24 protein-coding genes are annotated in these 25,529 nt (G+C 67.3%); 11 read left to right on the top strand and 13 right to left on the bottom strand.

Annotated elements, in window-relative coordinates:
• Window positions 1–29: 29 nt before the first annotated feature.
• On the top strand, window positions 30–662 hold the full coding sequence (locus ACT53K_RS12455) for a hypothetical protein (RefSeq protein ID WP_476228976.1): 633 nt from the start codon (window positions 30–32) through the stop codon (window positions 660–662).
• Window positions 663–671: 9 nt separating this feature from the next.
• Here the strand turns inward: ACT53K_RS12455 and ACT53K_RS12450 are convergent, their stop codons facing one another.
• The 4 genes from ACT53K_RS12450 to gspL are packed head-to-tail and all read right to left on the bottom strand — an operon-like array spanning window position 672 to window position 5,018.
• On the bottom strand, window positions 672–1,898 hold the full coding sequence (locus ACT53K_RS12450; protein WP_476228975.1) for a type II secretion system F family protein: 1,227 nt from the start codon (window positions 1,896–1,898) through the stop codon (window positions 672–674).
• 41 nt (window positions 1,899–1,939) lie between these two features.
• Complete coding sequence (locus ACT53K_RS12445; protein WP_476228974.1) at window positions 1,940–3,409, bottom strand: GspE/PulE family protein; 1,470 nt, start codon at window positions 3,407–3,409, stop codon at window positions 1,940–1,942.
• A complete protein-coding gene (gene gspM / locus ACT53K_RS12440; protein ID WP_476228973.1) occupies window positions 3,406–3,906 on the bottom strand; it encodes a type II secretion system protein GspM in 501 nt (166 codons plus the stop codon). The genes ACT53K_RS12445 and gspM overlap by 4 nt, the downstream gene beginning before the upstream one ends.
• A complete protein-coding gene (gene gspL, locus ACT53K_RS12435; RefSeq protein ID WP_476228972.1) occupies window positions 3,903–5,018 on the bottom strand; it encodes a type II secretion system protein GspL in 1,116 nt (371 codons plus the stop codon). The genes gspM and gspL overlap by 4 nt, the downstream gene beginning before the upstream one ends.
• 33 nt (window positions 5,019–5,051) lie before the next feature.
• Between gspL and gspG the strand changes: the two genes are divergently transcribed.
• From gspG to gspD, 5 genes are all read left to right on the top strand, one after another.
• Window positions 5,052–5,534 carry a type II secretion system major pseudopilin GspG gene (gene gspG, locus ACT53K_RS12430; protein ID WP_476228971.1) on the top strand — a complete coding sequence of 161 codons (483 nt, stop codon included), beginning with the start codon at window positions 5,052–5,054 and terminating at the stop codon, window positions 5,532–5,534.
• A gap of 5 nt (window positions 5,535–5,539) precedes the next feature.
• A complete protein-coding gene (locus ACT53K_RS12425) occupies window positions 5,540–6,019 on the top strand; it encodes a GspH/FimT family pseudopilin (protein WP_476228970.1) in 480 nt (159 codons plus the stop codon).
• Between the two features lie 230 nt (window positions 6,020–6,249).
• The gene (gspI, locus tag ACT53K_RS12420; protein ID WP_476229055.1) at window positions 6,250–6,609 is read left to right on the top strand and encodes a type II secretion system minor pseudopilin GspI; all 360 of its coding nucleotides are present in this window, start codon (window positions 6,250–6,252) and stop codon (window positions 6,607–6,609) included.
• Window positions 6,606–7,388 (top strand): type II secretion system protein N, encoded by a 783-nt coding sequence (locus ACT53K_RS12415; protein ID WP_476228969.1) that lies wholly within the window; start codon window positions 6,606–6,608, stop codon window positions 7,386–7,388. Before gspI ends, ACT53K_RS12415 begins: the two co-directional genes overlap by 4 nt.
• A gap of 11 nt (window positions 7,389–7,399) precedes the next feature.
• Window positions 7,400–9,463: a type II secretion system secretin GspD gene (gspD, locus tag ACT53K_RS12410; protein ID WP_476228968.1), complete on the top strand. Its 2,064-nt coding sequence runs from the start codon at window positions 7,400–7,402 to the stop codon at window positions 9,461–9,463.
• On the opposite strand, the gene ACT53K_RS12405 is transcribed toward gspD, so the two are convergent.
• The 6 genes from ACT53K_RS12405 to ACT53K_RS12380 all read right to left on the bottom strand — a co-directional run bounded on the left by ACT53K_RS12405 (window position 9,457) and on the right by ACT53K_RS12380 (window position 14,106).
• The gene (locus tag ACT53K_RS12405; RefSeq protein WP_476228967.1) at window positions 9,457–9,861 is read right to left on the bottom strand and encodes a hypothetical protein; all 405 of its coding nucleotides are present in this window, start codon (window positions 9,859–9,861) and stop codon (window positions 9,457–9,459) included. The genes gspD and ACT53K_RS12405 overlap by 7 nt on opposite strands.
• Complete coding sequence (locus ACT53K_RS12400; RefSeq protein WP_476228966.1) at window positions 9,858–10,322, bottom strand: hypothetical protein; 465 nt, start codon at window positions 10,320–10,322, stop codon at window positions 9,858–9,860. Before ACT53K_RS12400 ends, ACT53K_RS12405 begins: the two co-directional genes overlap by 4 nt.
• A complete protein-coding gene (locus tag ACT53K_RS12395; protein ID WP_476228965.1) occupies window positions 10,319–10,834 on the bottom strand; it encodes a hypothetical protein in 516 nt (171 codons plus the stop codon). Before ACT53K_RS12395 ends, ACT53K_RS12400 begins: the two co-directional genes overlap by 4 nt.
• Before the next feature lie 90 nt (window positions 10,835–10,924).
• Window positions 10,925–11,293, bottom strand: coding sequence for a hypothetical protein (locus ACT53K_RS12390; protein ID WP_476228964.1), 369 nt, complete (start codon window positions 11,291–11,293; stop codon window positions 10,925–10,927).
• Between the two features lie 102 nt (window positions 11,294–11,395).
• Complete coding sequence (locus ACT53K_RS12385) at window positions 11,396–12,703, bottom strand: amidohydrolase family protein (protein WP_476228963.1); 1,308 nt, start codon at window positions 12,701–12,703, stop codon at window positions 11,396–11,398.
• Complete coding sequence (locus tag ACT53K_RS12380; protein WP_476229054.1) at window positions 12,703–14,106, bottom strand: amidohydrolase; 1,404 nt, start codon at window positions 14,104–14,106, stop codon at window positions 12,703–12,705. Before ACT53K_RS12380 ends, ACT53K_RS12385 begins: the two co-directional genes overlap by 1 nt.
• 234 nt (window positions 14,107–14,340) lie before the next feature.
• On the opposite strand from ACT53K_RS12380, the gene ACT53K_RS12375 reads away from it, so the two are divergent.
• Entirely contained in the window at window positions 14,341–17,052 is a 2,712-nt protein-coding gene (locus ACT53K_RS12375) for a PAS domain S-box protein (RefSeq protein WP_476228962.1), read from the top strand.
• Window positions 17,049–17,660 carry a response regulator transcription factor gene (locus tag ACT53K_RS12370; protein ID WP_476228961.1) on the top strand — a complete coding sequence of 204 codons (612 nt, stop codon included), beginning with the start codon at window positions 17,049–17,051 and terminating at the stop codon, window positions 17,658–17,660. The genes ACT53K_RS12375 and ACT53K_RS12370 overlap by 4 nt, the downstream gene beginning before the upstream one ends.
• Here ACT53K_RS12370 and ACT53K_RS12365 read toward each other — a convergent pair.
• Together ACT53K_RS12365 and ACT53K_RS12360 are read right to left on the bottom strand one after the other, a co-directional pair.
• Window positions 17,613–17,993, bottom strand: coding sequence for a hypothetical protein (locus ACT53K_RS12365; RefSeq protein WP_476228960.1), 381 nt, complete (start codon window positions 17,991–17,993; stop codon window positions 17,613–17,615). The genes ACT53K_RS12370 and ACT53K_RS12365 overlap by 48 nt on opposite strands.
• Window positions 17,994–18,124: 131 nt before the next feature.
• Window positions 18,125–19,483 carry an alginate export family protein gene (locus tag ACT53K_RS12360; protein WP_476228959.1) on the bottom strand — a complete coding sequence of 453 codons (1,359 nt, stop codon included), beginning with the start codon at window positions 19,481–19,483 and terminating at the stop codon, window positions 18,125–18,127.
• Between the two features lie 229 nt (window positions 19,484–19,712).
• Here ACT53K_RS12360 and ACT53K_RS12355 point away from each other — a divergent pair, with 229 nt between their 5' ends.
• Entirely contained in the window at window positions 19,713–21,581 is a 1,869-nt protein-coding gene (locus ACT53K_RS12355; protein ID WP_476228958.1) for a methyl-accepting chemotaxis protein, read from the top strand.
• Between the two features lie 180 nt (window positions 21,582–21,761).
• Here ACT53K_RS12355 and flaF read toward each other — a convergent pair whose 3' ends face one another.
• Window positions 21,762–22,145, bottom strand: coding sequence for a flagellar biosynthesis regulator FlaF (gene flaF / locus ACT53K_RS12350; RefSeq protein ID WP_476228957.1), 384 nt, complete (start codon window positions 22,143–22,145; stop codon window positions 21,762–21,764).
• Window positions 22,146–22,258: 113 nt separating this feature from the next.
• On the opposite strand from flaF, the gene ACT53K_RS12345 reads away from it, so the two are divergent.
• Together ACT53K_RS12345 and ACT53K_RS12340 are read left to right on the top strand one after the other, a co-directional pair.
• Complete coding sequence (locus ACT53K_RS12345; RefSeq protein ID WP_476228956.1) at window positions 22,259–24,676, top strand: HAD family hydrolase; 2,418 nt, start codon at window positions 22,259–22,261, stop codon at window positions 24,674–24,676.
• Window positions 24,673–25,503, top strand: a complete 831-nt coding sequence (locus ACT53K_RS12340) for a class I SAM-dependent methyltransferase (RefSeq protein ID WP_476228955.1) — start codon at window positions 24,673–24,675, stop codon at window positions 25,501–25,503. Before ACT53K_RS12345 ends, ACT53K_RS12340 begins: the two co-directional genes overlap by 4 nt.
• Window positions 25,504–25,529: the final 26 nt, after the last annotated feature.

The following is a 25,529-nucleotide window of genomic DNA, read 5'->3' as shown; positions in this document are numbered from 1 at the left end:
TGCTGGGCATAGGGGCCTATGCGCTGGCGATGCTGGCGATGCTGCCGGCAAGCGTGCTGGTGCGTGAGGCGCCGTGGCGCACCGGCGTGGCAGGCACGCTGTGGCACGGTCAGGTCGGGCTGGCCGGCGGCAGCACGCTGGAATGGCAGGTGGCGCCGCTGCGATCGCTGACCAGCCTGGGCCTGGCTACCGACTGGAAGGCAACCGGCCCCGATACCAATCTGGGCGGGCAGGCGCTGCTGCATGCCGGTGGCCGCATGGTGCTCGACCATGTGAGCGGCGCCGCCGATTCCAGCCTGTTGCAGGCGATTCAGCCGAACCTGCCCTTCACCTGCAGCTTCGCGATGCAGGTGGAAATGCCACGAATCGCGATCGGCGGCGGCAGCGAGATGCTGGACGGCAAGGTGACGACCGATCCCGGCAGTTGCCAGACCAAACCCGCCGGGCCGGCGGTGGCGGTGCCGGCGCTGCTGCTGACCGCCGAGCATGTCGGCGCGCGCACCGCCTTCCGGCTAGTCCCGGCGACGCAGCGGCGGCAGGTGCTGCTCGATGCGACGCTCAGCGAAGATGGTCTGCTCGACCTGGGCGTCACGCGGGACGGCGCCACTGCGCTGCCGTTTATCGGCCTGCCCGGCGGCGCGCGGTTTCAGGGGAAGATGTGAGGCGAAGGCCTAAATCCCCACCAGGTTGTTGAGGTTGATGATCGGCAGCAGGATCGCCAGCACCATCAACAGCACCAGACCGCCCATCACCAGCAGCACCAACGGCTCGACCAGCGCGACGAGCGTGGCGACCAGCGCATCGAGTTCACGTTGCAATTCGCCCGAGGCGCGGCCCAGCGCAGGTGCCAGCCGGCCCGAGCTTTCGCCGGAAGCGACGATCGCCACCAGCATCGAGGGGAACACCTCCGCCTCCTGCATCGCGGCGCGGAGGCTGATGCCCTCGCGGACGCGCGCGGCCACCGACAGCGCCTTTTCGCGGACATAGAGGTTGGGCGTGACAGCCGCCGCAGCGTGCAGCGCCTCGACCAGCGGCACCGCGCTGCCCACCAAGGTCGCGAGGCTGCCGGCGAAACGCGCGGCATTCATCTGCCGGCTGAAGCGGCGGAACGGGCGGCGTTCGGCAAAGAAACGGTGCACGCGCAGCCGGTTGGCAGGCACGCGCAGCCAGCGCCCGAACCCCACCAGCCCCAGGCCGATCGCGATCAGCAGATAGAGACCGAAATATTGCAGAAAGGCACTGAGCGCGATCAGCGCGCGCGTCAGCAGCGGCAGATCGGCGCCGCGCGACACGAACACCTTCACGATATCCGGCACGACATAGACCATCAGCATGACCATCATGCCGAACGACACCACCGCGAGCAGCGCCGGATAGAGCAAGGCAAGCTGCAGCTTCTGGCCATTGGCCTGGCGGTTCTCGACGAAATCGGCGAGGTGGCCGAGCACATCCGGCAGCTTGCCGGACGCCTCACCGGCAGCGACGGACGCGCGGTAGAATTCGGGGAAGGCGCGCGGGTGCTGGGCCAATGCGGCGGCGAAGCTGCGCCCGTCGAGAATCGCGCCGCGCACATCGAGCAGCAACGAACTGACCGCCGCCTGCTCGGACTGGGTGGCGACCAGCCGCAGCGCCTCTTCAACCGCGATGTCGGAGCCGACGAGAGTGGCGATCTGCCGGGTCAGGGTCGCCAGCGCGCGGGCGCTTATTCCGCCCTTGCCGATGCGCGGCAGCGTGATCGCGCCGAAGCGCCGCCCCCGCTCCGCTGCAGGCTCGACCGACAGCGGCAGCAGCGCCTGCTCGCGCAGCAGCGCGCGGGCGGCGGCGGGGCTGGACGCTTCGAGCACGCCCCGCCGGGCGGCGCCGGTGCGGTCTGCCGCGCGATAGGCATAGGCGGGCATTCAGATGCCTCCCTGCCAAACGCTGCAGCCTGCGCTCCCCCTCACGCCTCGTCCCTCACGACCCGGGCGATTTCCTCCACGGTCGTCAACCCTGCCTTCAGCTTCGCAAGGCCGTCGTCGAGCAGGCTGGGATTCTGCTTGCGGGCGTGGCGTTCCAGCTCAGCCTCGCTCGCGCCGTCGTGGATCAGCTTCTGCATGGCGTCGTCGACTGCCACCACTTCGTACAGCGCCGCGCGCCCGCGATAGCCTTCGCCATGGCACTGGTCACAGCCGACCGCGCGCCACAGCTTCTTGCCCGGCTTGATCGCCCCGCCGAGCAGCGCCGAATCCGCGTCGGTCGCCACATCCTCGCGCCGGCAATGCGTGCACAGGCGACGCACCAGCCGCTGGGCGCACAGCCCGACCACCATGGGCGCCAGCAGATACCGCTCCACCCCCATGTCGATCAGCCGCGTGACAGAGCCGACCGCACTGTTGGTGTGCAGCGTCGACAGCACGAAATGCCCGGTCATCGCCGAGCGCACCGCCACCTGCGCTGTCTCCTGGTCGCGGATCTCGCCGACCATGATGACGTCGGGATCCTGGCGCAGGATCGCCCGCAGCCCGCGCGCGAAGGTCATATCGGTGCGCGGGTTGACCTGGGTTTGCGCCACGCCCGGCAGCTCATATTCGATCGGGTCTTCGACCGTCATCACGTTGCGCTTGCGGTCGTTGAGCCGGGTGAGCGCGGTATAGAGCGTCGTCGTCTTGCCCGAGCCGGTCGGCCCGGTGACGAGCAATATGCCGTGCGGCCGTTCGAGCAGCCGGCCGAACACTTCCTCGTCGCGCGCGCTCATGCCCAGGCCCGACAGGTCGAGCTTCAGCGATCCCTTCTCCAGCAGGCGGAGCACCACCCGCTCGCCATGCTGGGTGGGGATGGTGGAGACGCGGGCATCGACATCGTGCCCGCCGATCCGCAGCGTCACCCGCCCGTCCTGCGGCACGCGGCGTTCGGCGATGTCCAGCTTCGCCATCACCTTGATGCGGCTGACCAGCAGCGGCGCCAGCGCGCGCGGCGGCTCCAGCATGTCGCGCAGCACGCCATCGATGCGGAACCGCACGACCAGCCGCTTTTCCTGCGTCTCGACATGCACGTCCGACGCGCCTTCCTTCACCGCTTCCAGCAGCAGCGCGTTGATCAGGCGAATGACCGGCGCATCGTCGCGGGTATCGAGCAGATCGTCGACGCTCGCCGCGCTGTCGGCCAGCGCCGCCAGATCCATGCCGCCCAGGTCGATGTCTGCAGCAGCGCCGCCTGCCCCGCCATAGGCTTCGCCCAGCGCGCTGTCGAAAGCGGCGCCGTCCAGCCGCACGAACCGCGCGCCCGGCGCCAGCCTCTGCACTTCGAGCAGGCCGTCCAGCCCGGCATCGGCACGATGGAGGCACTCGACGCCCTCGGGCGTGCCGCGCAGCAGCACGCCGTGGCGACGGGCAAAGCCATAAGGAAGCGCGGGCGTATCGAGGTCGATCACTGCACCAGCTCCACCACCGCCGAGACATGGCCGGGCACACCAAGTCGCTGCAAGGTGACACGCTGCACGCGCAAATCGCTGCTGCGCGTCACGTCCGCCAGCCAGGCGACGATCGTGTCATAGCTGGCATCCGCCACCGTCGCGCGCACCCCGCCCGGCAGCGGTGCGGTGGTGATGCCAAGGCCCATCGCGGCGGCAGACTGGCTGGCCTGTACCGCCGGCGGCCCGGCGCGACGCGGCGACCGTGCCGCACCCAAAGGACCGGCGGCGCGGATGCGCGCGGCGAGCACCTCATAGCTGCGAATATCCGCCAGCGCGGCGGCACGCGCATCCTGGATCGGCTTCACGACAGCATAGACGAGCAGCACGCCGCCGAGCAGCAGCGCGAGCACCGCCAGCAGCGTCCGCTCGCGCGGCGGACGGCCCTGCCACCATGTGCCAAGGTGCGTCAGGCCGGCATCAAGCGTCGGCAACTGGTTGCGGATCACGTTCCTCATACCGCACTCGCCGTAACACGGATCGCGCCGTCGGGCGCGACAACGGCGCGTCCGCGCACGCGGGCGGCACGCAGGGCGGCGTCGATCTTGCCGGCAAGGCCGGGCTCGCCGGGCGCCAGATCGAGCGTGAGCACGCTGCCTTCATAGCCCAGGGTCCGCACGGCAATGCCCGAGCCGAGCGGCCCCAGCGCAGCCGAAACGCGCGCGAGCAGCGGCAGGAAGCGGTCGGGCGCGCCGCCGCCGCCGGCGGGCAACAGATCGGCAAGCGTCCCACGCAGATCACCGGACACATCCGCCCCCGGCGCCGCCGTAGCAGCCAGCGTGCGTACCTCCTGTGCGCGGCGATCGGCAATCACGCGCAGCGCCACCAGATCGGCGCCGGCAATCAGCACATGCGCAGCAACGCCGATTCCGACGATCCAACCGAAACGGTTCCAGTTCTTGCCGATCGTCGCGCGCGGCGGCGCGAAAGCGCCCTGACGCAGATCGAGCAGGTCCGCCGCCATTGCCGCGCGGGCCGCTGCGGAGACGGAATCGGGCACGACCGGCACGGCCTGCATCTCTTCGGGCAGCGGCTCGCCCTGGTTCTGGACAGACGGCCGCCCGGCCGCTTCCCATGCGGCACGCAGCACGGCAGCCGGCACGGCAAAGCCGGTACCGTCGGCAGCGAGCACCAGCGCCCGCCCATCGCGCACCGAAACCGTCCAGCCCTCCACCGGGCGGGGCAACAGCAGGGCGTCGGGCACCATCGCCGCGCCATGCAGTCCCTGCGCCTCCGCCAGCGCTACCCACTGCGCCATCACCGATTGCTGGACGATGCCGGCCAGATAGCGATGCGGATGGCCGCTGGCCGCGACGGACGCACCGAGCGCGAGATGCAGCATTTCCAGCGGCTCGGCGACATGGTCTTCGACGGCGAAGGGCAAGGCCGCCAGCCGCCGCGCGCGATTGGGCAGCGGCAAATCCATTGCCAGCATCCGCACCCGCTCGGTCGGCACGAGGATGGTTGCGGCCCCCTCTGCGTCGGCTATGATCAGGCGGTCGCCCGCCAGCGTCCACACACCCCCGGCGTGCGGCTGCGGTAGCTTTGGTACTGGGGCACCGCTTGTCATGGTAGCTTCATGGGTCGGACGCATGGGGCGGGGATGCGCATAGTTTTGGAACAGTTTAGTGACATCGCACCGCAGCGCCCCGTGCGCAAGCTCCGCCCCGTCGGCGAGCAGGAAACCGGGCTGACGCTGATCGAAATGCTGATCGTGCTGGTGATCATCGGCGTGGTTGCAACGCTGATCACCGTGAACGTCATCAACCGGCCGGACGAGGCCCGCGCCACGACGACCAAGGGAAATATTTCCAGCATCCAGGGCGCGCTGAAAATGTACCGGCTCGACAATGGCCAGTATCCCACCACCGACCAGGGGCTGAAGGCGCTGGTCGAAAAGCCGGCCACCCCGCCGGTGCCGACCAACTGGGCACAGGGCGGCTATCTCTCGGCGCCGCCGCTTGATGCCTGGGGCAAGCCCTATGAATATCAGTCGGACGGCACCAGCTTCACCATCCGCTCGCTCGGCAAGGACGGCAAGCCCGGCGGCGAGGGCGTGAACGCCGATATCGACGGCAAGGGATGATCGCCATGGGGGGGCCCGTCCGCACTGCGCGCCGGTCCTCCGAAACCGGGCTGACACTGATCGAGATGCTGGTGGTGCTGGCGATCATCGGCGTTACGGCGGGCGCCGTTACGCTGGGGATCGGCGCCGCCACGCGCCGGCCCAGCGCCGAAACCGAGGCGCGCCGCCTAGCCAGTCGGCTGCAGGCAGCGGCCGACGCGGCGATGCTGGGGGACCGGCGGATCGCCTTTCTGGTGGACAAGCATGGCTATAGCTTTGCCACCGTGCCCGGCACCGGCGCGCCGCTGGCAGCAGATGATCGCGTATTCGGCTATCACCGCCTGCCCGACGCGATGGCGATGACGATCGATACCCAACCGCCGGTGGTGCTGGGCGTCGATGGCGCCGGCAAGCCGCTTGCCGCCATCCTCGAATCCGGCAGCCAGCGCTGGCGCGTCACCTATGACGGCATGACCGCCAGCGCCGCGCCGATGCCACGGTCATGAGGGCGGATCGGTTGAGTCGCGTGGGTGCAAGCCAGACGATAGCAATTGACCAGACATTGCCTGGCCCCATCGGTTCCCCTCCCTGCAAGGGAGGGGTTAGGGGTGTGTCCGGCATCGGGCGGGGCTCGATGCCCCGGCCGATGCCTTTGTGGCAGGCCGCAACGCTCGGGCTGCGCCCTCGCACCCACCCCCGGCCCCTCCCTGCAAGCAGGGAGGGGGGCGAAAGAACCATACCCCCCTCCCCCGCCAGCGAGGGTTTCTCGCTCATCGAAGCGCTGGTGGCGCTGGCGGTGCTCGCCATTGCGACCGTGGGGCTGATGCGCACGGTCGAGGCACATATCGATTCCACCCGCGGGCTCGAGCGGCGCGCGGCGGCGATGTGGGTGGCGGAGAACCGGCTCGCCGAGCTGGAAAGCGGCATCCCCCCTGCCGAAACGGTGGAGATGATGGGCCAGGCATGGCGCGTCTCGGTCAGTCGCCGGGGCACTGACGACCCGGAAATAGAACGAATCCGGATCGATGTCTTTGCGGCGGGCGAGAAGACACCGCTTGCATCGCTCGACGGGTTCGTGGACGGACGCAAGGGATGACCGGACTGCGCCTCTCCCCCCGCCAGACCCGTACGGTGCTCGATCTGTTGACGGGCGCGGTGGTGATTTCGGTTGCCGTCGCGCTGGCCGGACTGACCTGGCGGATTGCCGGCCATGCCGGCACCGGCGCGATCGTCGTCCCCGGCCGCCACAATGGCGCCACCGCCGCGCCGGACATGGCGCCGGTGATCGCACTCGCGCCGTTCGGCAAGTCCGTGCAGACAGACGCACCACAGCCGACCGCGCTGCCGCTGGAGCTGAAGGGCGTGGTGGCCGCGGTGCCGCCGACGCTTTCCACGGCGTTCATTGCGGTGGGGGGGCAGCCGGCCAAACCCTTTCATGTCGGCGACGCGGTGAATGGCGCGACCGTCCAGTCGGTCCAGCACGATCGCGTGCTGCTGCTGAACGGCGGCCGCAGCGAATTCCTCGCCTTTCCCGACCCCCGCCTGACGCCCGAGCAGCGCCAGGCCGCCGCCGCGCAACCCAATGCCGGCCCGATGGCCCCCGGCCCCGCGCCGCGCCCGGCTGCGCTGCCGGGCAACACGGCGGCGGTGCTGGAAAAGATCGGCGCGGTGCAGACCGGCGATGGCCTGCGCATCGGCAATGGCGGGCCGCCGGGCATGCAACCCGGCGACCTGATCACGACCATCAACGGCGTGCCGACCACCGACAGCCAGGCCGCCAATGCCGCCTTCGCCGCCGCCCAACAGAGCGGCAGCGTGCAGCTTCAGATCCTTCGCAACGGCAAGCCGATGACGCTTACCGTGCCGCTCCGCTAGAGAGAAACATCGTGACGATTCGCTCCGCCCTGGCCTGTTTCGCGTTGGCGCCGATGGTGCTGGAACCCGCGCTGGTCGCCGCCCAGACGGCTGCCCCGACGCAGGATGCCGCCGACATCGTCATCAACATGCGCGGCGTCGATATTGCCGATGTCGCCGACCAGATTTCGCGCATCACCGGCCGCACGCTGATCCTCGACCCTGCCGTGAAGGGTGTGGTGACGGTTACCTCGTCCAGCCCGCTGACGCCGGCGGGCGTGTGGGAGCTGTTCCAGTCGGTGCTGCGCGCCAACGGCTTTGCCGCGGTGCGGTCCGGCCGGGCGTGGCGGATCGTGCCCGCCGCCAATGCGGTGCGCGACGGCGGCGTGCCGAGCCGGGGTGCCGCCGGGCAGGAACTGGTGACGCGGATGGTGCGGCTGGCCAACGTGCCCTCTGCCGATGCCGCGCGCGTCGCCCGCCCGCTGGTGGCCAGCTTCGGCAGCGTCGAACCGCTCACCAGCCCCAATGCCGTCGTCATCACCGACTATGCCGACAATGTCCGCCGGGTGGAGGCGATCGTCCGCCAGCTCGACAGCGGCGGCGGCGCCAGCTTCGCCACGGTCACGCTGAAGAACGGCAATGCCGCCGATGTCGCCCAGGCGTTGCAGAATGTGCTGGCCGACCAGAGCGGCGGCGGCACCCGCGTCGCCGCAGACGAACGCAGCAACACGGTGATCGTGCGCGGCACCCCCGCATCGGTTGCCGATGCCCGGCGCATCATCGCCTCGCTCGACCAGCCGGGCGGCGCGACGCCGATCACGCGCATGTTCCGGCTGAACTATGCCGATGCCGAAACCGTCACCGATGTGCTGCGCGGCGTGCTGGGGCTGGGCGAAAGCACCGACAATCCCGTGGCGAAGAGCCTGGCGCCCAGCACCGTCAATCCCTTTGCCCGGCTCGCCTCGCAAAGCAGCGCCTCAGGCACGACCGGCACGCCCCAGCTGCAGAGTAGCGGGGTTCAGGCCGCCACCAGCGCGACCACGCCGGTGATGCAGTCGATGACAGCGCCGACGCCCAAGGGCTTTTCCACGCCCGATCTGACGGTACAGCCAGCGCCCGAGCTGAACGCCATCGTCGTGCGCGGCGCGCCCAAGGCAATCGCCTCTATCGAGCCGCTGATCACCGATCTCGACGTGCGCCGCCCGCAGGTGCTGATCGAAGCCGCCATCGCCGAAATCACCGGCGACGATGCCGAAGCGCTGGCGGTACAGCTCGGCACCAGCGGGGCGGTGCTGAACAAGGTGACGGGCGCCGCCACGTCGTTCAATGCCGGCGGCACCTCGCTGGGCGCGATCCTGTCGACGCTGGGCGTACCCGCCGGCGCGCTGCTCGGCACGGGCGCCACCGGCGCCACCGGCAACTTCAAGATCGGCGACAATTTCTCGATTCTGGTGCAGGCGCTCGGCACCTCCAGCAAGGCCAATCTACTGTCCACGCCGCAGATCACGGTGCTGGACAATGTGCCGGGCGAATTCATCGCAGGCCAGAATGTGCCGTTCGTCACCGGCTCGATCCTGACCAGCTCCAGCTCGACCACGCCCTATACCACCATCGAGCGCAAGGACGTGGGCATCACCCTGCGCGTGCTGCCGCGGGTCAACGCCGGCGACACCATCCGCCTGCAGGTGAACCAGGAGGCATCCTCCATCGCCAGCACCACGGTGTCGCAGGCGTCGGACATCATCACCAACAAGCGCGCGATCAACACCACCGTGCTGGCCGATAATGGCGACACCATCGTCCTCGGCGGCCTCACCAGCGACGACTATACGGACACGCGCCAGCAGGTGCCGGTGCTGGGCAGCATTCCGATCGTCGGGGAATTGTTCAAGAGCCGGCGCGAACAGCATCAGAAGCGCACGCTCTTCATCTTCCTGAAGCCGACCATCCTGCGCGACGGCGCCGACGCGAGCGCGGCGGCGAAGGATCGCTATGCGCGGCTGCGCGCCGATGAGGCGGAGAATAACCGGCGCAACAGCCTGTTGCTGGCTCCGCCCCCGGCGCGGCTGAAGGTGGAAATCGACGGGATCTACTGATCGGCCGGCAACGGCACCCGCGCGCGCTGGCCGCCGCGGGTGAAGAGCGCCGCATCGATGGCGAGCGATTCCAGCCGCCAGCCATCGACACTGTCGCCCACCGCGATGCTGCGCGTCCGGCCATCGCCGGTGCGGACCAGCGCCACCGCGTCGCTGCCCAGCCGTCCGGCGATGCCGAGCAATTGCGGGGCGTCGGCAGGCAGCGCCTCCCCTTGGGAAGCAGCGAACAGCGGCCGTTCCCAGACGCGCGCTAGCGGCGCCGGGGCGACCGGCGCGATCGGTACCGGGCGCGCCGAAGTCACCGCACGGCGATTCACTTGATGCGGCAGGAGCAGCAGCAACGGCATGCCGATTGCCGCCACCCCGGCCGCGACCAGCGCCAGGCGTGCGGCCCTCATCGCCACGCCCCCGCCAGATCGCCGCTCAGCCGCACGCCTCCCGCCACCGGCTCGATCCGCCAGCGCAGGAAGCGCAGCAGCGGCGCCTCGCGCTCCAGCGTATCGGCCAGCGCCACCACGGCCTTTTCGGGGCCGGACAGGCGAATGCGCAGCACCGCCAGCCCCTCCGGCGCGACAACCGGCGTCGCACGTTCCACCAGCACGCCGCCGCGCCGGGCAAGCTGCTGCACCCGCGCGAGAAGCTGTGCCTGCGCACGCGCCGCATCAGGCGCATCGATCCGCGCCGCGCCCGCAACCAGCGGCGTTGCCCTTGCCGGGCTCGCCACCGAGGCTGCCAGCGCGTCGCGCGTGGCGCGCGCCGCCGCCAGCCGGTCGAGCGCGGAAAACATCAGCGGGAGCAGCGGCCCAGCGGCAAGCAGCCCCAGGCCGAGCCCGGCAAGCAAGGGTCGGCGCGCAATCATTGCCCCTCGCGCAGCGTTACCAGCATGCCGCTGTCGCCCTGCCGCTCGGCCACATCGCGGAGTGCCGCAAGTTGCTCCGAACGGCGCAGCGCGGCGCGCAGGGCGTCGGGATCGTTCGTCAGAATATCCAGGGCCAGCCGGCCGCGCCCATCGCGTTCGGCACGGGTCAGGCTGGCGCCGGGCGGCAAGACGCCGGCCAGTGCCTCCAGCGTAGCGCCCAGGGTCGCCCGCGCCGCCACGGCGCCCAGCATTGCCCGCGCACTTTCCTGCGCCTGAAGCGCCGAGCGCGCCGGGGCGAGCCGGTCGCGCAGCCGGGCAGCATCATCCTCTGCCCGCATGGCCAGCAGCGTCGCACCGGTCAGCGTCAACAACGGCCCGGCGAGGATCAGCAAGGCGAGCGCGATCCCGCTGCGCCGCGTCGCCATGCCAGCGGGCGGCGCACGCAGCCCCCGCATCAGCGCGCCTGCCAGGCTGAGGCGCGGCGCGGTAGCCGCGGGGTCGCGATCGGGCATGCCGGCATCCATCGCGGGCAGGCTTAGCGGCAGGCACGGCAACGGCAAAGCCCCTCCCCGCGACGGGAAGCGGCTTCGACGCCCCCAAGCCTAGCGATCGTCGCTGCGGCTGATGATCTTCGCGGTGCCGTCGGGCGTGATGGTGATCATGTGGCTGCCGGTTGGCTTGCAGTTGGCGCGCCACAGGGGAAGGCCGTTCTGGTCCGGCAGACGCTCCGAGCTGTCGACATGCTCGCAGGGCAGATTGGCATCCCGGATCGCGCGGATGAAGACGACGTTGCGCATCCGCTCGCTCATCGCCACGACCTGCGCCGCGACGTTGTTGCCGGCCTCGCCATTGTCGACCACCGCATTCGCTTCGGCGCTGTCGTCATTCCCGGCGGGAGACGCCGTCTGCTGCCCGTTACACCCCGCCAGCGCCAGCACGGCAAGCGCCGGAAGGATCATCCGCATCGTCATGTCTTGCTCTCCCGAATGGCCCGCGCGGCACCGCCGCGCCGGGTTCGTCCCATCATGGCGCCCAAATCCGCGCCATCGTGAAGGTTCCGTATCGAAGCCCGCTCAGCGCTGATACGCCTTGGGCAGCGCCCCTTCCTCGGGCTGCGCATAGCGATCGCGCAGGCGCGACTGGCGGCTGGTCAGCGGCTGTTCGACGCCGTCGATGAACAGCTTCACCGCCACGGTGCCGACCTCCAGCGGATCGCCGTCCCAGATTACCACGTCGCCGGCGCGACCCGGCCGCAGCGATCCAAAGGCATCGCCCATCCCCAGCACTTCGGCCGGCTTCGCGCTGATCGCCGCAAACGCCGCATTCCAGTCGAGCCCGGTCGCCCCCGGTACGCGGGTGAGCGCGACCAGATTGCCGGCGAACTGCTTTTCCCAGCGCGCCTGACGCGCATCGTCCTGGTTGATCGTGCCGATCGCCACCGTAACCCCCGCAGCCTGCATCCGGCCGACATTCGACTGGGTGGCGGCGAGCTGCTCGAACGAGGCGGGCAGATCGTTGAGCGCGGTGGCGATCACCGGCACCCCGGCGGCGGCGATGTCCTTCGCCACCGTCCAGCCTTCGGTCGCGCCGACCAGCACCAGCTTCAGCCCCGGCGTCTCGCGCTTGAGCTGAAGCAGCACCAGAATGTCCGACGCGCGCTCGACATGAACGAGCAGCGGCACCTTGCCCTGCACCACCGGCGCCAGCGCCTCGGCATCGGCGCGGGTGAGCAGCGCGTCCTTGCCGCGCCCGGCGAAGCTGGCCGGGTTGCGGATATAGTCCCGGACCTCGGCAAAGGCGTTGCGGATCAGCGCATGGGCGGCCGACCGACTGCCGCCTGCGGCCTGACCGCCATTTTCGCCATATTCCATGAACTGGAAGGCGCGCGGCCGCGCGACCCCGTTCATGTCGGTGCCCAGATCGATCACCGCGCCCTGCCCCGCAAAGACCGAGCCCTTGCTGACTTCGGGCGCGACGACGGCGCGGGTGATGCCCTCGAACCGGTTGATCGCGAGCGTGCTGGTCCGCGGGTTGACCGACGGCGCCACGTCGAGCGCGGCGTTGAACGGCGATCCGCCGGCCGAAGCGTCATTGGTCTGGGAGACGCCATCGACTTCGACAATCCCCAGCCGGGTGAAACCGGCGAAGATTCCCGGCGTGACATAGCGCCCGCCGGCATCGACCACGGGCAGGCCCGCAGGCACCGCGACGCCGCGACCGGCGGCGACCACCTTGCCGCCACGCACTACTACCGTACCACCCTCGACCGGGGCCGAGCCGTCGCCGATCACCAGCTTCGCATTGGTAATCGCCACGTCCTGCGCCATCGCAGGGGTTGCAAGCGCCGCGCAGGCCGCGGCAGCGAGAAGCAGGGTCTTCATCACTTCACATCCCCCTCGCCCGGCTGGCCGAGCTCGAAATCGGAAACCGGGCGGCGCTTGGGGTCCTTGGCATCATAGAGCAGCGCCCCGTCGACCCACACCATTTCCGGCCGCGTATAGACGCTGAACGGATTGCCGTTCCACAGCACCACATCCGCCATCTTGCCGGGCTTCAGGCTGCCGGTCTTGTCGGCGATGCCCAGCGCCTTTGCCGGGTTGATCGACAGCCATTTCCAGGCCGTCGCCTCCGATATGTCGATGCCAGAACGCAGGCCCGCGGCACGCGCCTTGGCGACTTCCTGGTTCAGCCGCTGGATGCCGTTCTCGTCATCGGAATGGATCATCCCGCACGCGCCAGCCTTTTCCAGCAGCGCGAGATTTTCGGGCACCGCGTCATAGGCTTCCATCTTGAAGCCATACCAGTCGGCCCAGACAGCGGCGCAGGTCTGGTTGGCCTTCAGCAGATCGGCGATCTTGTAGGCTTCCACCGCGTGGTGAAATGCAGAGACGTGGTAGCCGAACTCCTTGGCCATATCCATCACGATGGCCATTTCATCGGCGCGGTAGCAGTGGTTCTGCACCAGAATTTCGCCTTCGAGCACACCGCGCAGCGTGTCCATCGCGATGTCGCGGCCGGGCGGATCGCCGCCTTCCTTCTCATATTTGTCCCAGCGGCGCTTATACTCGACCGCGCGGGCCCAGGTTTCGCGATCGACGGCGATATTGCCCATCCGGGTCGAAGGCTTGCCGCCGCGGCCGCCATAGACGCGCTTGGGATTTTCGCCACACGCCATCTTGAGGCCATAGGGCGCGCCGGGGAACTTCATCCCCTGCACGGTGCGGGCATAGACGTTCTTGATCACGACCGAGCGGCCGCCGAACAGATTGGCCGATCCCGGCAGGATCTGCAGCGTGGTGACGCCGCCATTGGCCAGCGCGCGGCCGAAGCCAGGGTCTTGCGGCCAAACGCTATGTTCGGCCCAGACATCGGGCGTGACCGGCGAAGTCGCCTCGTTGCCGTCCGAATTGGCCTCCACGCCCGGCGAAGGATAGTCGCCCAGATGGCTGTGGATGTCGATCACGCCAGGGGTGACATATTTGCCCTGCCCGTCGATCACCGTCACGCCGGGCTCGGCGGCAAGGTTCTGGCCGATAGCGACGATCTTGCCGTCGCGGAACAGCACCGCGCCCTTGTCGATCCGTCCGCCCTCGCCATCGAGCACGGTCACATTGGTGAGCAGCGTCGGCACGCCCGGATAGGGGCGATAGGTGGAGGGATAGGGATCGTGATTATAGCCCTTGCCCGCCCCCGGCCCCTTGGCGGTGGACCCTTTCGAGGCAGTCTGCGCCTTGCCGCCATTTTCGCCTGCACACCCCACCAATGCGAGGCACACGGCAACCATTGCCACCGTTCGTTTCAAGCGCGACTCCTTCCCCGGAAACCCCATGTTGCGCAAGTGATCGCGGGAAGTCATTGCTTTGGCAAGCAGTCGCATGGGCTGCCGGGAATCCGGAACAACCAGAACGGCTGGTAAAACTACGGTAGTCTCTGGCCTTTTACATCGATATCGCAGATGCTAACCAAGCTTGTGGCCGCGGCCTCGGCTTCGACCTGTGCAGGGGCAGGTGGATTGCGTGTGTACGAACCTTCCGATGCGATGAGCGGGCACTCATCGCACAATATTGCCGGGATGGCGCGGCTGCTTGTCGTGATCGGCCTGCTATGCGGGCTTGTCGCGCTGGCAGGCTGGGTGCTCGACATCCCCGCACTGCGCAGCTTCGGCATCGCGCCCTATCCGGTCTGGCCGCTGACTGCGATCGGCTATGTCTTCCTTGCCACGGGCATGCTGGCGAACTGGTCCGGTCGCGAACGGCTTGCCTTCGCGCTCTGGGCGGTGCCGGTAACGCTCGCGATCGTGGCGCTTGTCGAAGTAGCGGCGGGTATCGCGCCCGGCATGGACCGGCTGCTGTTCAACGATCTTCTTGCAACCTATCCCTATGACTTCCCCGGCCGCCCGGGGGTAAACGCCGCCATCAACTTCCTGGTCTTGCCCTTGGCCGCCTATGCCCCGGTCAGTCGGATACGGGCGCTGCGCGACATCGGCAGCCTGATCGCGGCCGTGCCGCTGGCGCTGGGCTGCTCGGCCGCGCTGGTGCTGCTGCTCGCCCGCCCCCCCGGTCCGACCCCGATCATCCTGCACATTTCGCTGCCGTCCACCGCTATCGGCATTTTGCTCGCCGCCGCCGTGCTGCTGATGCAACGCCCCTTCGTCGCCAGCGAACCCCATCGCGCGCCCCGTTCCGGGTCCAGCGTCGCCAGCGTGATGATTGCTGCGGCAATCGTGGTCCCTGCCCTGCCTGCACTCTTTGAACTGACGGTGGTGCATAGCGGAAAGCTCGTACCGGGTCAGGGCCAGGTTTTGCTGATATTGTTCAACATCCTGACGGTCGGCATTGTTGCGTACTGGGCGGTGACGCGCGTCGGCAACGAGCAGGCAGCGCGCGCGGAAATGAGCCAGGCGCTCGACGGCGCCACCGTGGTGCTCACCGCCCCCGATGGCAAGATCCTGCACTGGTCGCTCGGCTGCCAGCAATTGTTCGGCTGGAGCGAACAGGAAGCGCTGGGCGAGAATGTCTATGGCCTGCTGAGAGCCTATTGCCCCGACTGGCGCGGCACCTATGCCATGCCCGATGCGGACGGGGCGCTGGAACTGGTCGCCCAGGCCCGCGGGGGTCGCGCTATCCACGTCATCGAACGGCTGATGCATGTCACCAGCAGCAGCCGGAAACCCGTGGTCGTCCACAGCATCACCGACATCAGCGAGCGCGTCTCGGCGCTGCGCGCGCTGCGGGCAAGCGAGGAACGGCTCGCCGAAGCGACCGCTGCGCATGAACTCGGCATCTTCGAATGGGATATAGGCAGCGGCAGGATCGATTGGTCGCCGGGCACCGAGCAGCGCATGGGCCTGAAACAAGGCGCGTTGGCGACCCTGGACGCCTGGCGAACCCGCGTGCCGGTGGAAGACCAGCAGGCGGTTAGCGAAACCGTGGCCAATACGGTTGCGGAGCGGGCCGACCGATTCGCGTTTCGGTACCGCATCATTGCCGCGGACGGCAGCACCCGCGCGGTCGAAGGCTCCGCCCGCGCCTTTTACGACAGCGATGGCAACATGGTGCGCGTTGTCGGCGCGATCCTCGACATTACCGAGCGGGAGGAGCGCGAAGCAGCCCTGCGCCGCCGCGAGGCCCAGTTGCGCACGGTGCTGGAAACCGTTCCGGACGCGATGATCGTGATCAACGGCAACGGCACGATCCTGCAGTTCAGCGCTGCTGCCGAAGCATTATGGGGATACCGGGCCGAGGAAGTCGTCGGCCAGGATTCTGCGATATTGTCACCGCAGGAGGACCGCGAAGAGAACGGCGCCATGCTGCGCCATTTCATCGAAACGGGCGAAGGCCTGGTGGGGCGGGTGCTTGTGGGCAACGCAGAATCCGCCACCGGCAAGCGCTTTCCGGTTGAGGTGCGGATCGGCGCCGCACGCAGCGACGGCTTTGTGCTGCTGACGATGTTTGCCCGCGATCTTTCCGACCGCGTCGCCACCGAACAGCGACTGAGCGACCTGAGCGCCGAAATCGCGCATGTTTCCCGCCAGAGCGCGATGAGCGAGATGGCCGCCGATCTGGCGCACGAACTGAACCAGCCGCTAAGCGCCACGGCCAATTTCCTGGCCGCTGCCCGCATGTTGCTGGAACGCGGGGAATCCGGTGAGCGCGTGACCGACCTGCTTCGACTGGGATCGGAACAGACCCAGCGCGCCGGCGAGATCATCCGCCGCCTGCGCAGTTTCGTTGCCCGCGGCGAAGTGGAAATGCGGGTCGAATCGGTCGAGCGCACCGTGCGCGATGCCGTCGATCTGGTGCTGGTCGGCACCGGCCATTTCAATCTGCGCATCAATGTGCAGCTGGATCCGGCAGCGCCCTTTATTCTGGCCGACCGAATTCAGGTCCAGCAGGTACTTGTTAACCTACTCCGCAATGCCATACAGGCAATGAAACTCAGCGGACGCGAAGATCGCCAGATCAGCATTACGTCAGAACCCCTGCCAGACCAGATGATTGCGATTATCGTTACAGACTCTGGACCGGGAATACCTGCTCATATTATTGAAAGTCTGTTCACGCGGTTTACGACTACGAAAAGCGGAGGGGGCGGAATGGGCATTGGCCTTTCGATCAGCAAGCGTATCATCGAAGCGCATGGCGGCACCTTGACCGCAGAAAACAACCCTTCGGGGGGAGCGTCTTTCCGCTTCACTCTCCCTGCAATGGAAGAAGGTGAAGAAGCATGACCCGTACCATTTACATCGTCGATGACGATGATGCCGTCCGCGCCTCTCTCCACAGTCTGCTTTCGGTGCGGCCGGATCTGGTGGTGCGCGGCTATCGCTCCGGCGACGCCTTTCTCGAACAGCGGCACGAGCTGGATGACGGCGTCGTCCTGCTCGATTTCCATATGCCCGGATCGAGCGGGCTCGACGTGCTCGACACGCTCAATCGCTCGCCGAAATTCGTACCTATCGTGCTGACCGGCCAGGGCAATGTCGGGCTGGCAGTGCAGGCGATGAAGGCGGGCGCACTCGACTTCATCGAAAAGCCCTATGAGGCCGAATTCCTGATGAAGGTGATCGACCAGGCCTTTTCGCGGCTGGAGGAAGACAGCGAGGCCGCCGCCCGCACGTCGCAGGCCGAAGCCAAGATCAGCAAGCTGTCGCCACGCGAGACCGATGTGCTGAAGGGGCTGATCGAAGGGCGATCGAACAAGATCATCGCCTATGAACTCGACATCAGCCCGCGTACGGTAGAAATTTATCGTGCGAACCTGATGGAGAAGCTGGAAGTGCGCAGCCTGTCAGAAGCGTTGCGGATCGCCTTCGCCGCCGGCCTCTTCCCCAAATAAGGCTCGCCGTTCGCCGCCCCATTGCCGCGCCAGCGCGGTAATGGTGGCAGCGGGTTCCGAACGGGGGATGCGGACCAGCCGATCATCCTCCACGAGCACATCGCCGCCGATTTCGACAACATGCGCCCATTGCGGATCCCGGGAAAGCGTTTCGACGCCGCCCGGATAGTCCGCCGTTGCTCCCTGGTCCGTGACCAGCACCCGCGGGGCACTACCCATTCGTAGCAATCGCGGATCGTCGAAATGCTTGGCCGTGATGACATCCAGACCCGCCAGCGCCAGTCGAGCGGACAGCATGCTGCGCAAGCCACTTTCGCCGACCACGAGGATCATGAGCAGTTCGTGCGCGTCCACAAGGAGTCCCGACTGTTCTGTTGATTGCTCTCAGCTATAGCGTTGACGTGCACGTAACCAGCCGGGGTTTGTACCTACGTGGACAACCAGATTTTCCCGGTGAAACTGCCTCAGAATTTCCAGCTCGTGTCCAAATGGACATAGCGCGTGTCGCCATCCTGCGGGCTGCCCGGCGCGTGATGGAGAAACTGACCCTTGGCGAGATAGGCCGCGCCCAGCTCCAGCCGCCACTTTTCCGGCAGCAGCCAGCGACGGGCGCGCAGTTCGAATTGCACGCCGGCGTGCCGGCCCGAGGCGCCGGTCTTGTCGCGGACGCCGGTGGAGGCGAAGCTGTCGCCGGCTTCTGCAAGCCAGAGATCGCGTACTGCGCCCATCACATCGAACCGCTTCGACGGCTTCGCTTCGATGCGGATGCCCGGCGAGACAAGATTGGCCAGGCCGATCGGGCCGAACAGCGCGACCGGGCCACAATCGGCACGCCGCGCGCCGAACAGCGAATCGAACCGATCGTAATTGCTGCCCGACGACGTGCCCGAGGCATAATCGAACAGCGCCGAAATGCGCGGCGTCCACCCTCCAGCCAGGGTCCATCCGGCTTCGGCATGCACGAACCCGGCATGCACCGGCAGATCGCGAACATCGCTCATCGCCGACGTCGCCCGCGCCGTGCCCCGTTGCAATGCGGCTTCTATTTCGAAGTCGAACTGCGCCTTGGCCGGTGCCTGGCGCAACCGCACGCCAAAGGTGCTGATCCGCCGGTTGCGCGTCAGCCGGCCGCCGCGATCTTCCTCGGTCAGGCGGTAGAAATAGCCGTCCAGGCTGATCTTCGGCATCAGGCTGGGTGTGGCGCCGTGCACGCCCCAGAAGGTCGTGTTGCCACCCGCGCGGTCCAGCTCGACGCGATTGTCCTCAATCGCGGCCAGATCGCTCGGCAGCGCCTGGAACGGGCGCGTCCAGAACAGCGTGAGCTGTGCCTTGGCGCGGGTCCGATACTCGGTCATCACGCCCAGATAGCTCTGCGCCGTGTTCGGAAAGTCGGTCCGCGCGACAAGGCGGCTCGACCCGAGATTCATCGTGAACCGCCCGCCGGTAACGGTCAGCGCATCGCCGCGACCGGCCACGCCGTGCAGCGTATAGGCGGCATAGGCCTGGACCGGCTCCAGCGCATTCACTTCGGTCGCCTTGACCGACGAGTGATCGCCCTCCCCATAGCCGCGGGCATCGATGATCTCGCCGGCAAGCCGGAAATCGCCAATGTCTATCTTCGCGCCTGCCGTCGTGCGGAAGGAAACGAAGGTCGTGCTGGGTTCGATGCCGGGCCGGAACTGACCGTCGATCACCTCGACCCGGGCACGGGTGCTGGCCTCCAGATGGACCTTCGGAACATCCTGCGCAGCAGCCGGAACCGCGGCGGTTAGCAGAGCAGGCAAAACCAGCGCGACAGGGCGGCGCTGCACAAATTCGAACATGAGCTACTCCGAAGGGGAGGCGAATGTTCGATTTATAGAGGCGAATGGAGGCCAACCCGCCGCTGCGGGACTTTAATGCGTATTAATACTGCGCAACCGCCGGCGAACGACTTCGGAAACAAAGTCTTACCACGTGAATGCGGGACAAGTTTCACTCTATAATGACGGCACACAGCGTAATCCCGCGGCTCCAGGAATTGAAACGGCCGCGCATTAAATGGAACTGCGAATGTCCGCCATTTTGAATAACCTGCGCCTCGCCAAGAAGCTTCTAATCTCGTTCGGTTTTCTCTCGGTGCTGGTGATTGCCCAGGCGATCAACGGCTATGCGTCCAATGTCGCGCTGGGCGGCATCGCGCGCCAGCATGTCGAAAGCAGCGTTGCCGGCATGTCGAAGCTCGCCGACGTGATCAGCGACATCAAGGAAATGCGGATCATCGTTTACAGCTATTACAATGCCACCGATCCGAAGGATGCCGCCAAGCTGCGGGAGCGGATCGACAAGGCGGCTGTGTCGCTGCGCGATGACATTGCCGGTTTCGCCAAGGTCGCCCCGCCGGCCTTTGCCGGTGAAACCGCAAAGCTGTCGGCCATCGCCAGCGGACTGCAGCAGACCAATGATCGCATCTTCGCGGCATCGGATACCGACAAGAAGGCAGGGCTCGCCCTGATCAAGGGCGAAGGCAAGGAGCGTTCGCACGACGCCATCGAACAGACCGAAAAGCTGCTGAAACTGTCGCGCGAAACCTCGCAGGCAGCCAATGCGGCCGGCATGGACAGCGCCTGGACTGCGCTGATGATGACGATCGCACTGTCGATCCTTACGGTGGGCGGTCTGGTCGGCGTGTGGCTGGCGATCGACCGCACCGTTGCGCGGCCGATGGCGCAGCTCGCGGATACGACCAAGCTGCTGGCGCAGGGCGGGACCGCTATGGTGCCGAGCCGCGACCGCGAGGATGAACTGGGCGAAATCGCCAATGCCGTGGAGCAATTCCGCCTCGCGGCCGCCCAGCGTGCCGAGGCCGATGCGCATCAGGCAGCCGAGCAGCGCGCCGTGACTTCGGCCCTCAGCGAAAGCCTGACCCGCGTATCGCGCGGCGACCTGATGGCCGATGTCCAGGCGGATTTCCCGCCCGCTTATGCCGAACTCAAGAACAATCTGAACAATGCGCTGGCCAGCCTGCGCGAACTGATCGGGGCAGTCATCGAATCGACCGGCGCGATCCGCACCGGCTCCGGCGAGATTGCCGCAGCGTCGGAGGATCTGGCCCGCCGGACGGAAGCGAACGCGGCCGCGCTGGAGCAGACCGCCGCTGCTGCCACGCAGATGGATCAGCGGCTGAAGGCAACCGCGGCCGCCGCCGGCCGCACCGTGGAGCGCGCCGACGGTGCGATCCAGACCGTGTCGGGCGGTCGCGCGATTGCCGATGACGCCATGCAGGCCATGACGCGCGTTGCCGAAAGCGCCAAGGGTATCGACGGCGTGATCGAAGGCCTGGACAAGATTGCGTTCCAGACCCGGGTTCTGGCGATGAACGCCGCCGTCGAAGCCGGTCGCGCCGGCGAGGCAGGCCGCGGCTTTGCGGTGGTGGCCGACCTCGTCTCCGCGCTGGCGATGCGCGCCGAGGAAGAGGCCGGTCGTGCCCGCGACCAGTTGACCGCGACGCAGAGCGACATCGTCGCCGCCGTCGACATGGTGGAAAAGGTGGATGCCGCCTTGGCGAATATTGCCACCGATGTTGGCGAGGTGCACCAGCTGCTGGGCGCCATTGCCGGCGACAACAAGGCCCAGTCGAGCGCTATCAGCGAGATTTCGCAGACGATCGGCACCATGGACCAGTCGACCCAGCAAAATGCGGCAATGGTCGAGGAAACATCGGCCGCCGCGCGCAATCTGACCAACGAGGTCGCCCAGCTAGAGGAAAAGGCGACCCGCTTTTCGATCCAGGACGCCGGTTCCTCCCGCCCGGCAACGCGCCCCGCGCCCTCCAGGTCGGCGAAGCCCGCCAAGCCGGCCGCCAGCGGCTATGTCTCGCCGGTCCGCCCGCTGCCCGTCGCAACGGCCAGCGTCGCCGATGGAGACTGGGCCTCTTTCTGACGACCGAGCGTATCCTATCGGGCGCGTGCCGGCATTCCCGGCGCGCGCCCTTTTTGTTGGTCTCGTCTATGGCAGCCGGCGGCTTCGGCATGACAGGCGCCCCCAGGCCGAGCCGAGGCCACAGAAAAGGGGCGCCCCGCCATCGCGGAGCGCCCCTTTACGGCATTGGGGAGGAAAAGATCAGGCTGCCGCGGCAGTGTCCGCAGGCGCGGCGCGATCGGAGATGCCCAGGCCTTCCATGATCGTGCGGTTCACCTGGATCAGGTCGGTGATCGGCTCGCGCCCGGCAACGACGTCGCTGGTGAAGCGGTCGACCCAAAGGCCGAGCGAAATGATCTTCGCCCGCAGTTCGATCGGCAGGCCGTTGCCCTGCGCACCGCAATCGGTGACGAAGGCAGACCACATTTCGCGATTGCGATAGAGCGCCGGCATCAGCAGCGCGCCTTTCAGGCCCGCTTCGTGCGCGGCGATCATCTCGCCCGTGATTTCACGCATCAGCCGCAATTCCGCCTGCCGCGGCGTTTCGGCCCGGCTTCGGGCCGCCTGATAGGCATTGATGGTCATTCTGGCTCCTTTGGCTCTTCCACCATTCTAGGAAGATTTTGCCGCCCTGGGTTGCGCCCATCCTATAAGATTCATGCGTCCCACGATGCGGGCGCATTCCAGGGACAAAAGCATTGGCCGATTTCATCCTTCCGCAGGCGATGCCTTCCGCGCTCGATGGGCGCGGTCCGCTCAAGCTGCTCTCGCTCGACTGTTTCGACACGCTGCTGTGGCGCGACACGCACGCCCCGCGCGACATTTTCGATGCGCTGCCGGGCATCACCTGTCCGCAGCGGCAATGGGCCGAGCAGCGCGCCCGCACTGCCAAGGCCGTACGGAGCCGGCAGAACGAGGTGTCGATCGGCGAAATCTATCGCCAACTGTTCCCGCACGGCGACGATGCCGTCGTCGAAGCGGCCATTCAGGCCGAGCTGGATGCGGAGGCGCGCCATTGCTTCGGCTTCGTGCCCACCATCGACCTGATGCGCGAGGCGAAGCGACGCGGCCTGGGCGTCATCATCGTGTCCGATACCTATCTGAACGAAGCCCAGCTGCGTACCCTGATCGCGCGTGCGGCCGGCGACGATGTCGCCGCGCTGATCGACCGGCTGTTCTGTTCCTCCGTCTATGGCCGGTCGAAGGGCGAAGGCCTGTACGAATATGTGCTGAAGGAAGTGGACGCCCAGCCCTTCCAGATCCTGCACATAGGCGACAATCCGCATGCCGACGTGACCGGCGTAAAGCCGTTCGGCGTGCAGACGCTGCATCTGAAGCAGTTCAGCGAAGCGACCGAGCAGCGGCTGCGTCTGGAATCCTCGACCAGCGCGATCCTGCACCCGCGCACGCCGGGCATCATCGCCGCGCAACAGCCGCACCGCGCCGCGCTGGCCGCAGTCGAGCCTGCCATCACCGACGATGCCGAAGCGTTTGGCTTTTCGGTTCTCGGCCCGATCCTGCATGCCTTCGAACGCTGGCTGCAGGCCGAAGCGGCCGCGCTGCAGGCAGAGCGCGGCGGCACGGTCCACTGGCTGTTCATGATGCGCGACGGCCAGTTGCCGATGCTGGTCCATCAGGCGAGCGGCCACCCTGCCCCCGGCCACCCGGTGGAGATCAGCCGCTTCACCGCCACCGCATCGTCGCTGACCAGCGAGGCGGCGATCGATCGCTACCTGCAGTTCGAACTGTTCAGCGATCTCCGCGCAGTGACACGCCAGCTCCTGTTGCCGCCCAACGAAGCGGCGCTGGTGCTGAAGGATGTGCCGAAGGAAAAGGGCCGCGGCGCCGCGTTCCTGCGCGCGATCCACAAGCCGCAGCGGCTCCGCCAGATTATCCAGAAGAGCAAGGGCTTCGCCGATCGGCTGGTCAACCATGTCCGCACCATGGTGCAGCCGGCGCCGGGCGATACGCTGATGCTCGTCGACCTGGGCTATAACGGATCGGTCCAGAACGATGTCGACACGCTGCTCAGCACCCGGCTGAACGTTCATGTCGCCGGCCGCTACCTGTTGCTGCGCGAACAGTTCCGCAGCGGCTTCGACAAGAAGGGGCTGATCGACGGCGAGGAGTATGACGCACACACGCTGGAGGCGATGTGCGCCAATGTCGCGGTGTTCGAGCAGGTCTGTACCGCAGCACAGGGCTCGACCGTCGACTACAAGGCCGACGGCTCGCCGATCCGCAAGGGCAACAGCATCAAGGCGCGCCAGAGCGAGGTCCGCGACCGCATCCAGCAAGGCTGCGTCCGCTTCGAGCACGAACAGGCCGCTGTGCGCGTGCGCGGCGGCACGGTCGATGAACTGCCCTTGTGGCGGCGTATGGCCGCGTCGGTCATGGGCCGGCTGATGTACCTGCCGCTGCCGAACGAACTGGCCGTGGTGTCGGACTTCGAACACGACATCAATCTGGGCGTGGACGACACCGTCGCGCTGTTCGATCCCGCGATCGCAAAACGCGGGCTGCGCCAGCGCGGGCTGTTCTACATGAAGGGCTCGGAGCGGATGTATCTGCCCGCCGAGCTGCACGGCGAGGGGCTGGCGCTGAAATTGTCGCTACTGTCGCACAAGCGTTTCGGCCTGCCGCTCAAATATGCCGATTTCGTCGACAGCTCTATCCCGCTGCCGCTGATCGTCGCCGATGGCACCAATGTGTCGACCGGCACCGTGACCGCGACGCCGACGCATGACGGCTATTATCTGGCACCGATCCCGATCGGCGATTGCCGCTTCTCGATCGGCGTCCAGTTCGGCCAGCTGTTCGACTGGGTGCAGGTGGAAAGCGCCATCTTCATGCCGGTCGAGAATTTCCTGAGCGAGCAGCAGCGGCCGGGCAAGGACGAGCGCGAGGCGCTGCCCACGCTGGAAGGCATGGCGCAGATCGCCCCGCACCTGTTCCACTGCGAGAACGAATTTTCCTTCATGATGGTGCCGCCGCCCAAGCGCGTCGACGACCGGCCGATGATGCTCGCGCTGGTGTTCCGCCCCATCGCCGCTCGCCAGCCCGCCGCGCCGACGCCCGCGCAGCAGCTTGTCCATGCGCCGGGAGTCAAAGCGTGACCAATTTGCTGATCCATTCGATGACCGAATTCTGGGACATCATTCTCGCCACGCTGCAGGCAGCGGAAGTCCGTTCGATTGCCGAGGTCGGTGCCGAATTTGGCGGCACCAGCCAGCATCTGGCGGCCTATGCGCGCGTGACCGGCGGATCGCTGACCAGCATCGATCCTGCGCCGAAGCAGGAATTTCTCGACTGGGCGGCGCACACGCCGGAGGTGCGCCACATCCCCCTGCCCAGCCTGGAAGCGATCCCGACGCTGGGCGGCATCGACGCCTGGGTGATCGACGGGGACCATAATTACTACACCGTATTCAACGAGTTGCAGATGGCACACGCGCTGGCGGTGCGGGACGGGCGGCCGCTGCTCGCCTTTCTGCACGACGTCAGCTGGCCCACGGGCCGCCGCGACATGTATTATGCGCCGGACCGGATTCCGGCGGAACATCGCCATCCGCACAGCTTCGATGCCGGCATCACGCTGGGCAATCCGGGGATGCTGCCGCCCGGCCACGGCTTTCGCGGTGCGGGCCATTTCGCCTTCGCGCTGCACGAGGGCGGCCCCAGAAACGGCGTTCTGACCGCGGTGGAGGATTTCCTCGACCAGCGCCGCGAGGCAGGCGACAAGCTGGCCTATGCACATGTGCCGGCGGTGTTCGGCATGGGCGTGCTGTTCGACGCGAACGCGCCCTGGGCCAGTCGCGTCGCCGATATCGTCGTTCCCTGGCACAATAATGCGCTGCTCAGCACGCTCGAGCTCAACCGGCTGCGCAATTATCTGGCGGTGATCGAGTGGCAGGATCGCGAGCGCGACCGCGTCGCCGCCTAAGCAGTTTCCCAGAACCGCACTCCGGT

This window comes from Sphingomonas sp. DMC8 (genome assembly GCF_056314185.1).
The sequence above is the reverse complement of the archived record's forward strand: the minus strand, read 5'-3'. Positions and strand labels throughout refer to the sequence as shown.

What these genes read in the sequence shown, in the direction of transcription:
- ACT53K_RS12455 (WP_476228976.1), top strand. Translation starts at nt 30, where the DNA reads ATGCTGGCGATGCTGCCGGCAAGCGTGCTGGTGCGTGAGGCGCCGTGG.
- ACT53K_RS12450 (WP_476228975.1), bottom strand. Translation starts at nt 1,898, where the DNA reads ATGCCCGCCTATGCCTATCGCGCGGCAGACCGCACCGGCGCCGCCCGG.
- gspM (WP_476228973.1), bottom strand. Translation starts at nt 3,906, where the DNA reads ATGAGGAACGTGATCCGCAACCAGTTGCCGACGCTTGATGCCGGCCTG.
- gspL (WP_476228972.1), bottom strand. Translation starts at nt 5,018, where the DNA reads ATGACAAGCGGTGCCCCAGTACCAAAGCTACCGCAGCCGCACGCCGGG.
- gspG (WP_476228971.1), top strand. Translation starts at nt 5,052, where the DNA reads ATGCGCATAGTTTTGGAACAGTTTAGTGACATCGCACCGCAGCGCCCC.
- ACT53K_RS12425 (WP_476228970.1), top strand. Translation starts at nt 5,540, where the DNA reads ATGGGGGGGCCCGTCCGCACTGCGCGCCGGTCCTCCGAAACCGGGCTG.
- ACT53K_RS12415 (WP_476228969.1), top strand. Translation starts at nt 6,606, where the DNA reads ATGACCGGACTGCGCCTCTCCCCCCGCCAGACCCGTACGGTGCTCGAT.
- ACT53K_RS12405 (WP_476228967.1), bottom strand. Translation starts at nt 9,861, where the DNA reads ATGAGGGCCGCACGCCTGGCGCTGGTCGCGGCCGGGGTGGCGGCAATC.
- ACT53K_RS12400 (WP_476228966.1), bottom strand. Translation starts at nt 10,322, where the DNA reads ATGATTGCGCGCCGACCCTTGCTTGCCGGGCTCGGCCTGGGGCTGCTT.
- ACT53K_RS12395 (WP_476228965.1), bottom strand. Translation starts at nt 10,834, where the DNA reads ATGCCCGATCGCGACCCCGCGGCTACCGCGCCGCGCCTCAGCCTGGCA.
- ACT53K_RS12390 (WP_476228964.1), bottom strand. Translation starts at nt 11,293, where the DNA reads ATGACGATGCGGATGATCCTTCCGGCGCTTGCCGTGCTGGCGCTGGCG.
- ACT53K_RS12385 (WP_476228963.1), bottom strand. Translation starts at nt 12,703, where the DNA reads ATGAAGACCCTGCTTCTCGCTGCCGCGGCCTGCGCGGCGCTTGCAACC.
- ACT53K_RS12380 (WP_476229054.1), bottom strand. Translation starts at nt 14,106, where the DNA reads ATGGTTGCCGTGTGCCTCGCATTGGTGGGGTGTGCAGGCGAAAATGGC.
- ACT53K_RS12370 (WP_476228961.1), top strand. Translation starts at nt 17,049, where the DNA reads ATGACCCGTACCATTTACATCGTCGATGACGATGATGCCGTCCGCGCC.
- ACT53K_RS12365 (WP_476228960.1), bottom strand. Translation starts at nt 17,993, where the DNA reads ATGATCCTCGTGGTCGGCGAAAGTGGCTTGCGCAGCATGCTGTCCGCT.
- ACT53K_RS12360 (WP_476228959.1), bottom strand. Translation starts at nt 19,483, where the DNA reads ATGTTCGAATTTGTGCAGCGCCGCCCTGTCGCGCTGGTTTTGCCTGCT.
- ACT53K_RS12355 (WP_476228958.1), top strand. Translation starts at nt 19,713, where the DNA reads ATGTCCGCCATTTTGAATAACCTGCGCCTCGCCAAGAAGCTTCTAATC.
- flaF (WP_476228957.1), bottom strand. Translation starts at nt 22,145, where the DNA reads ATGACCATCAATGCCTATCAGGCGGCCCGAAGCCGGGCCGAAACGCCG.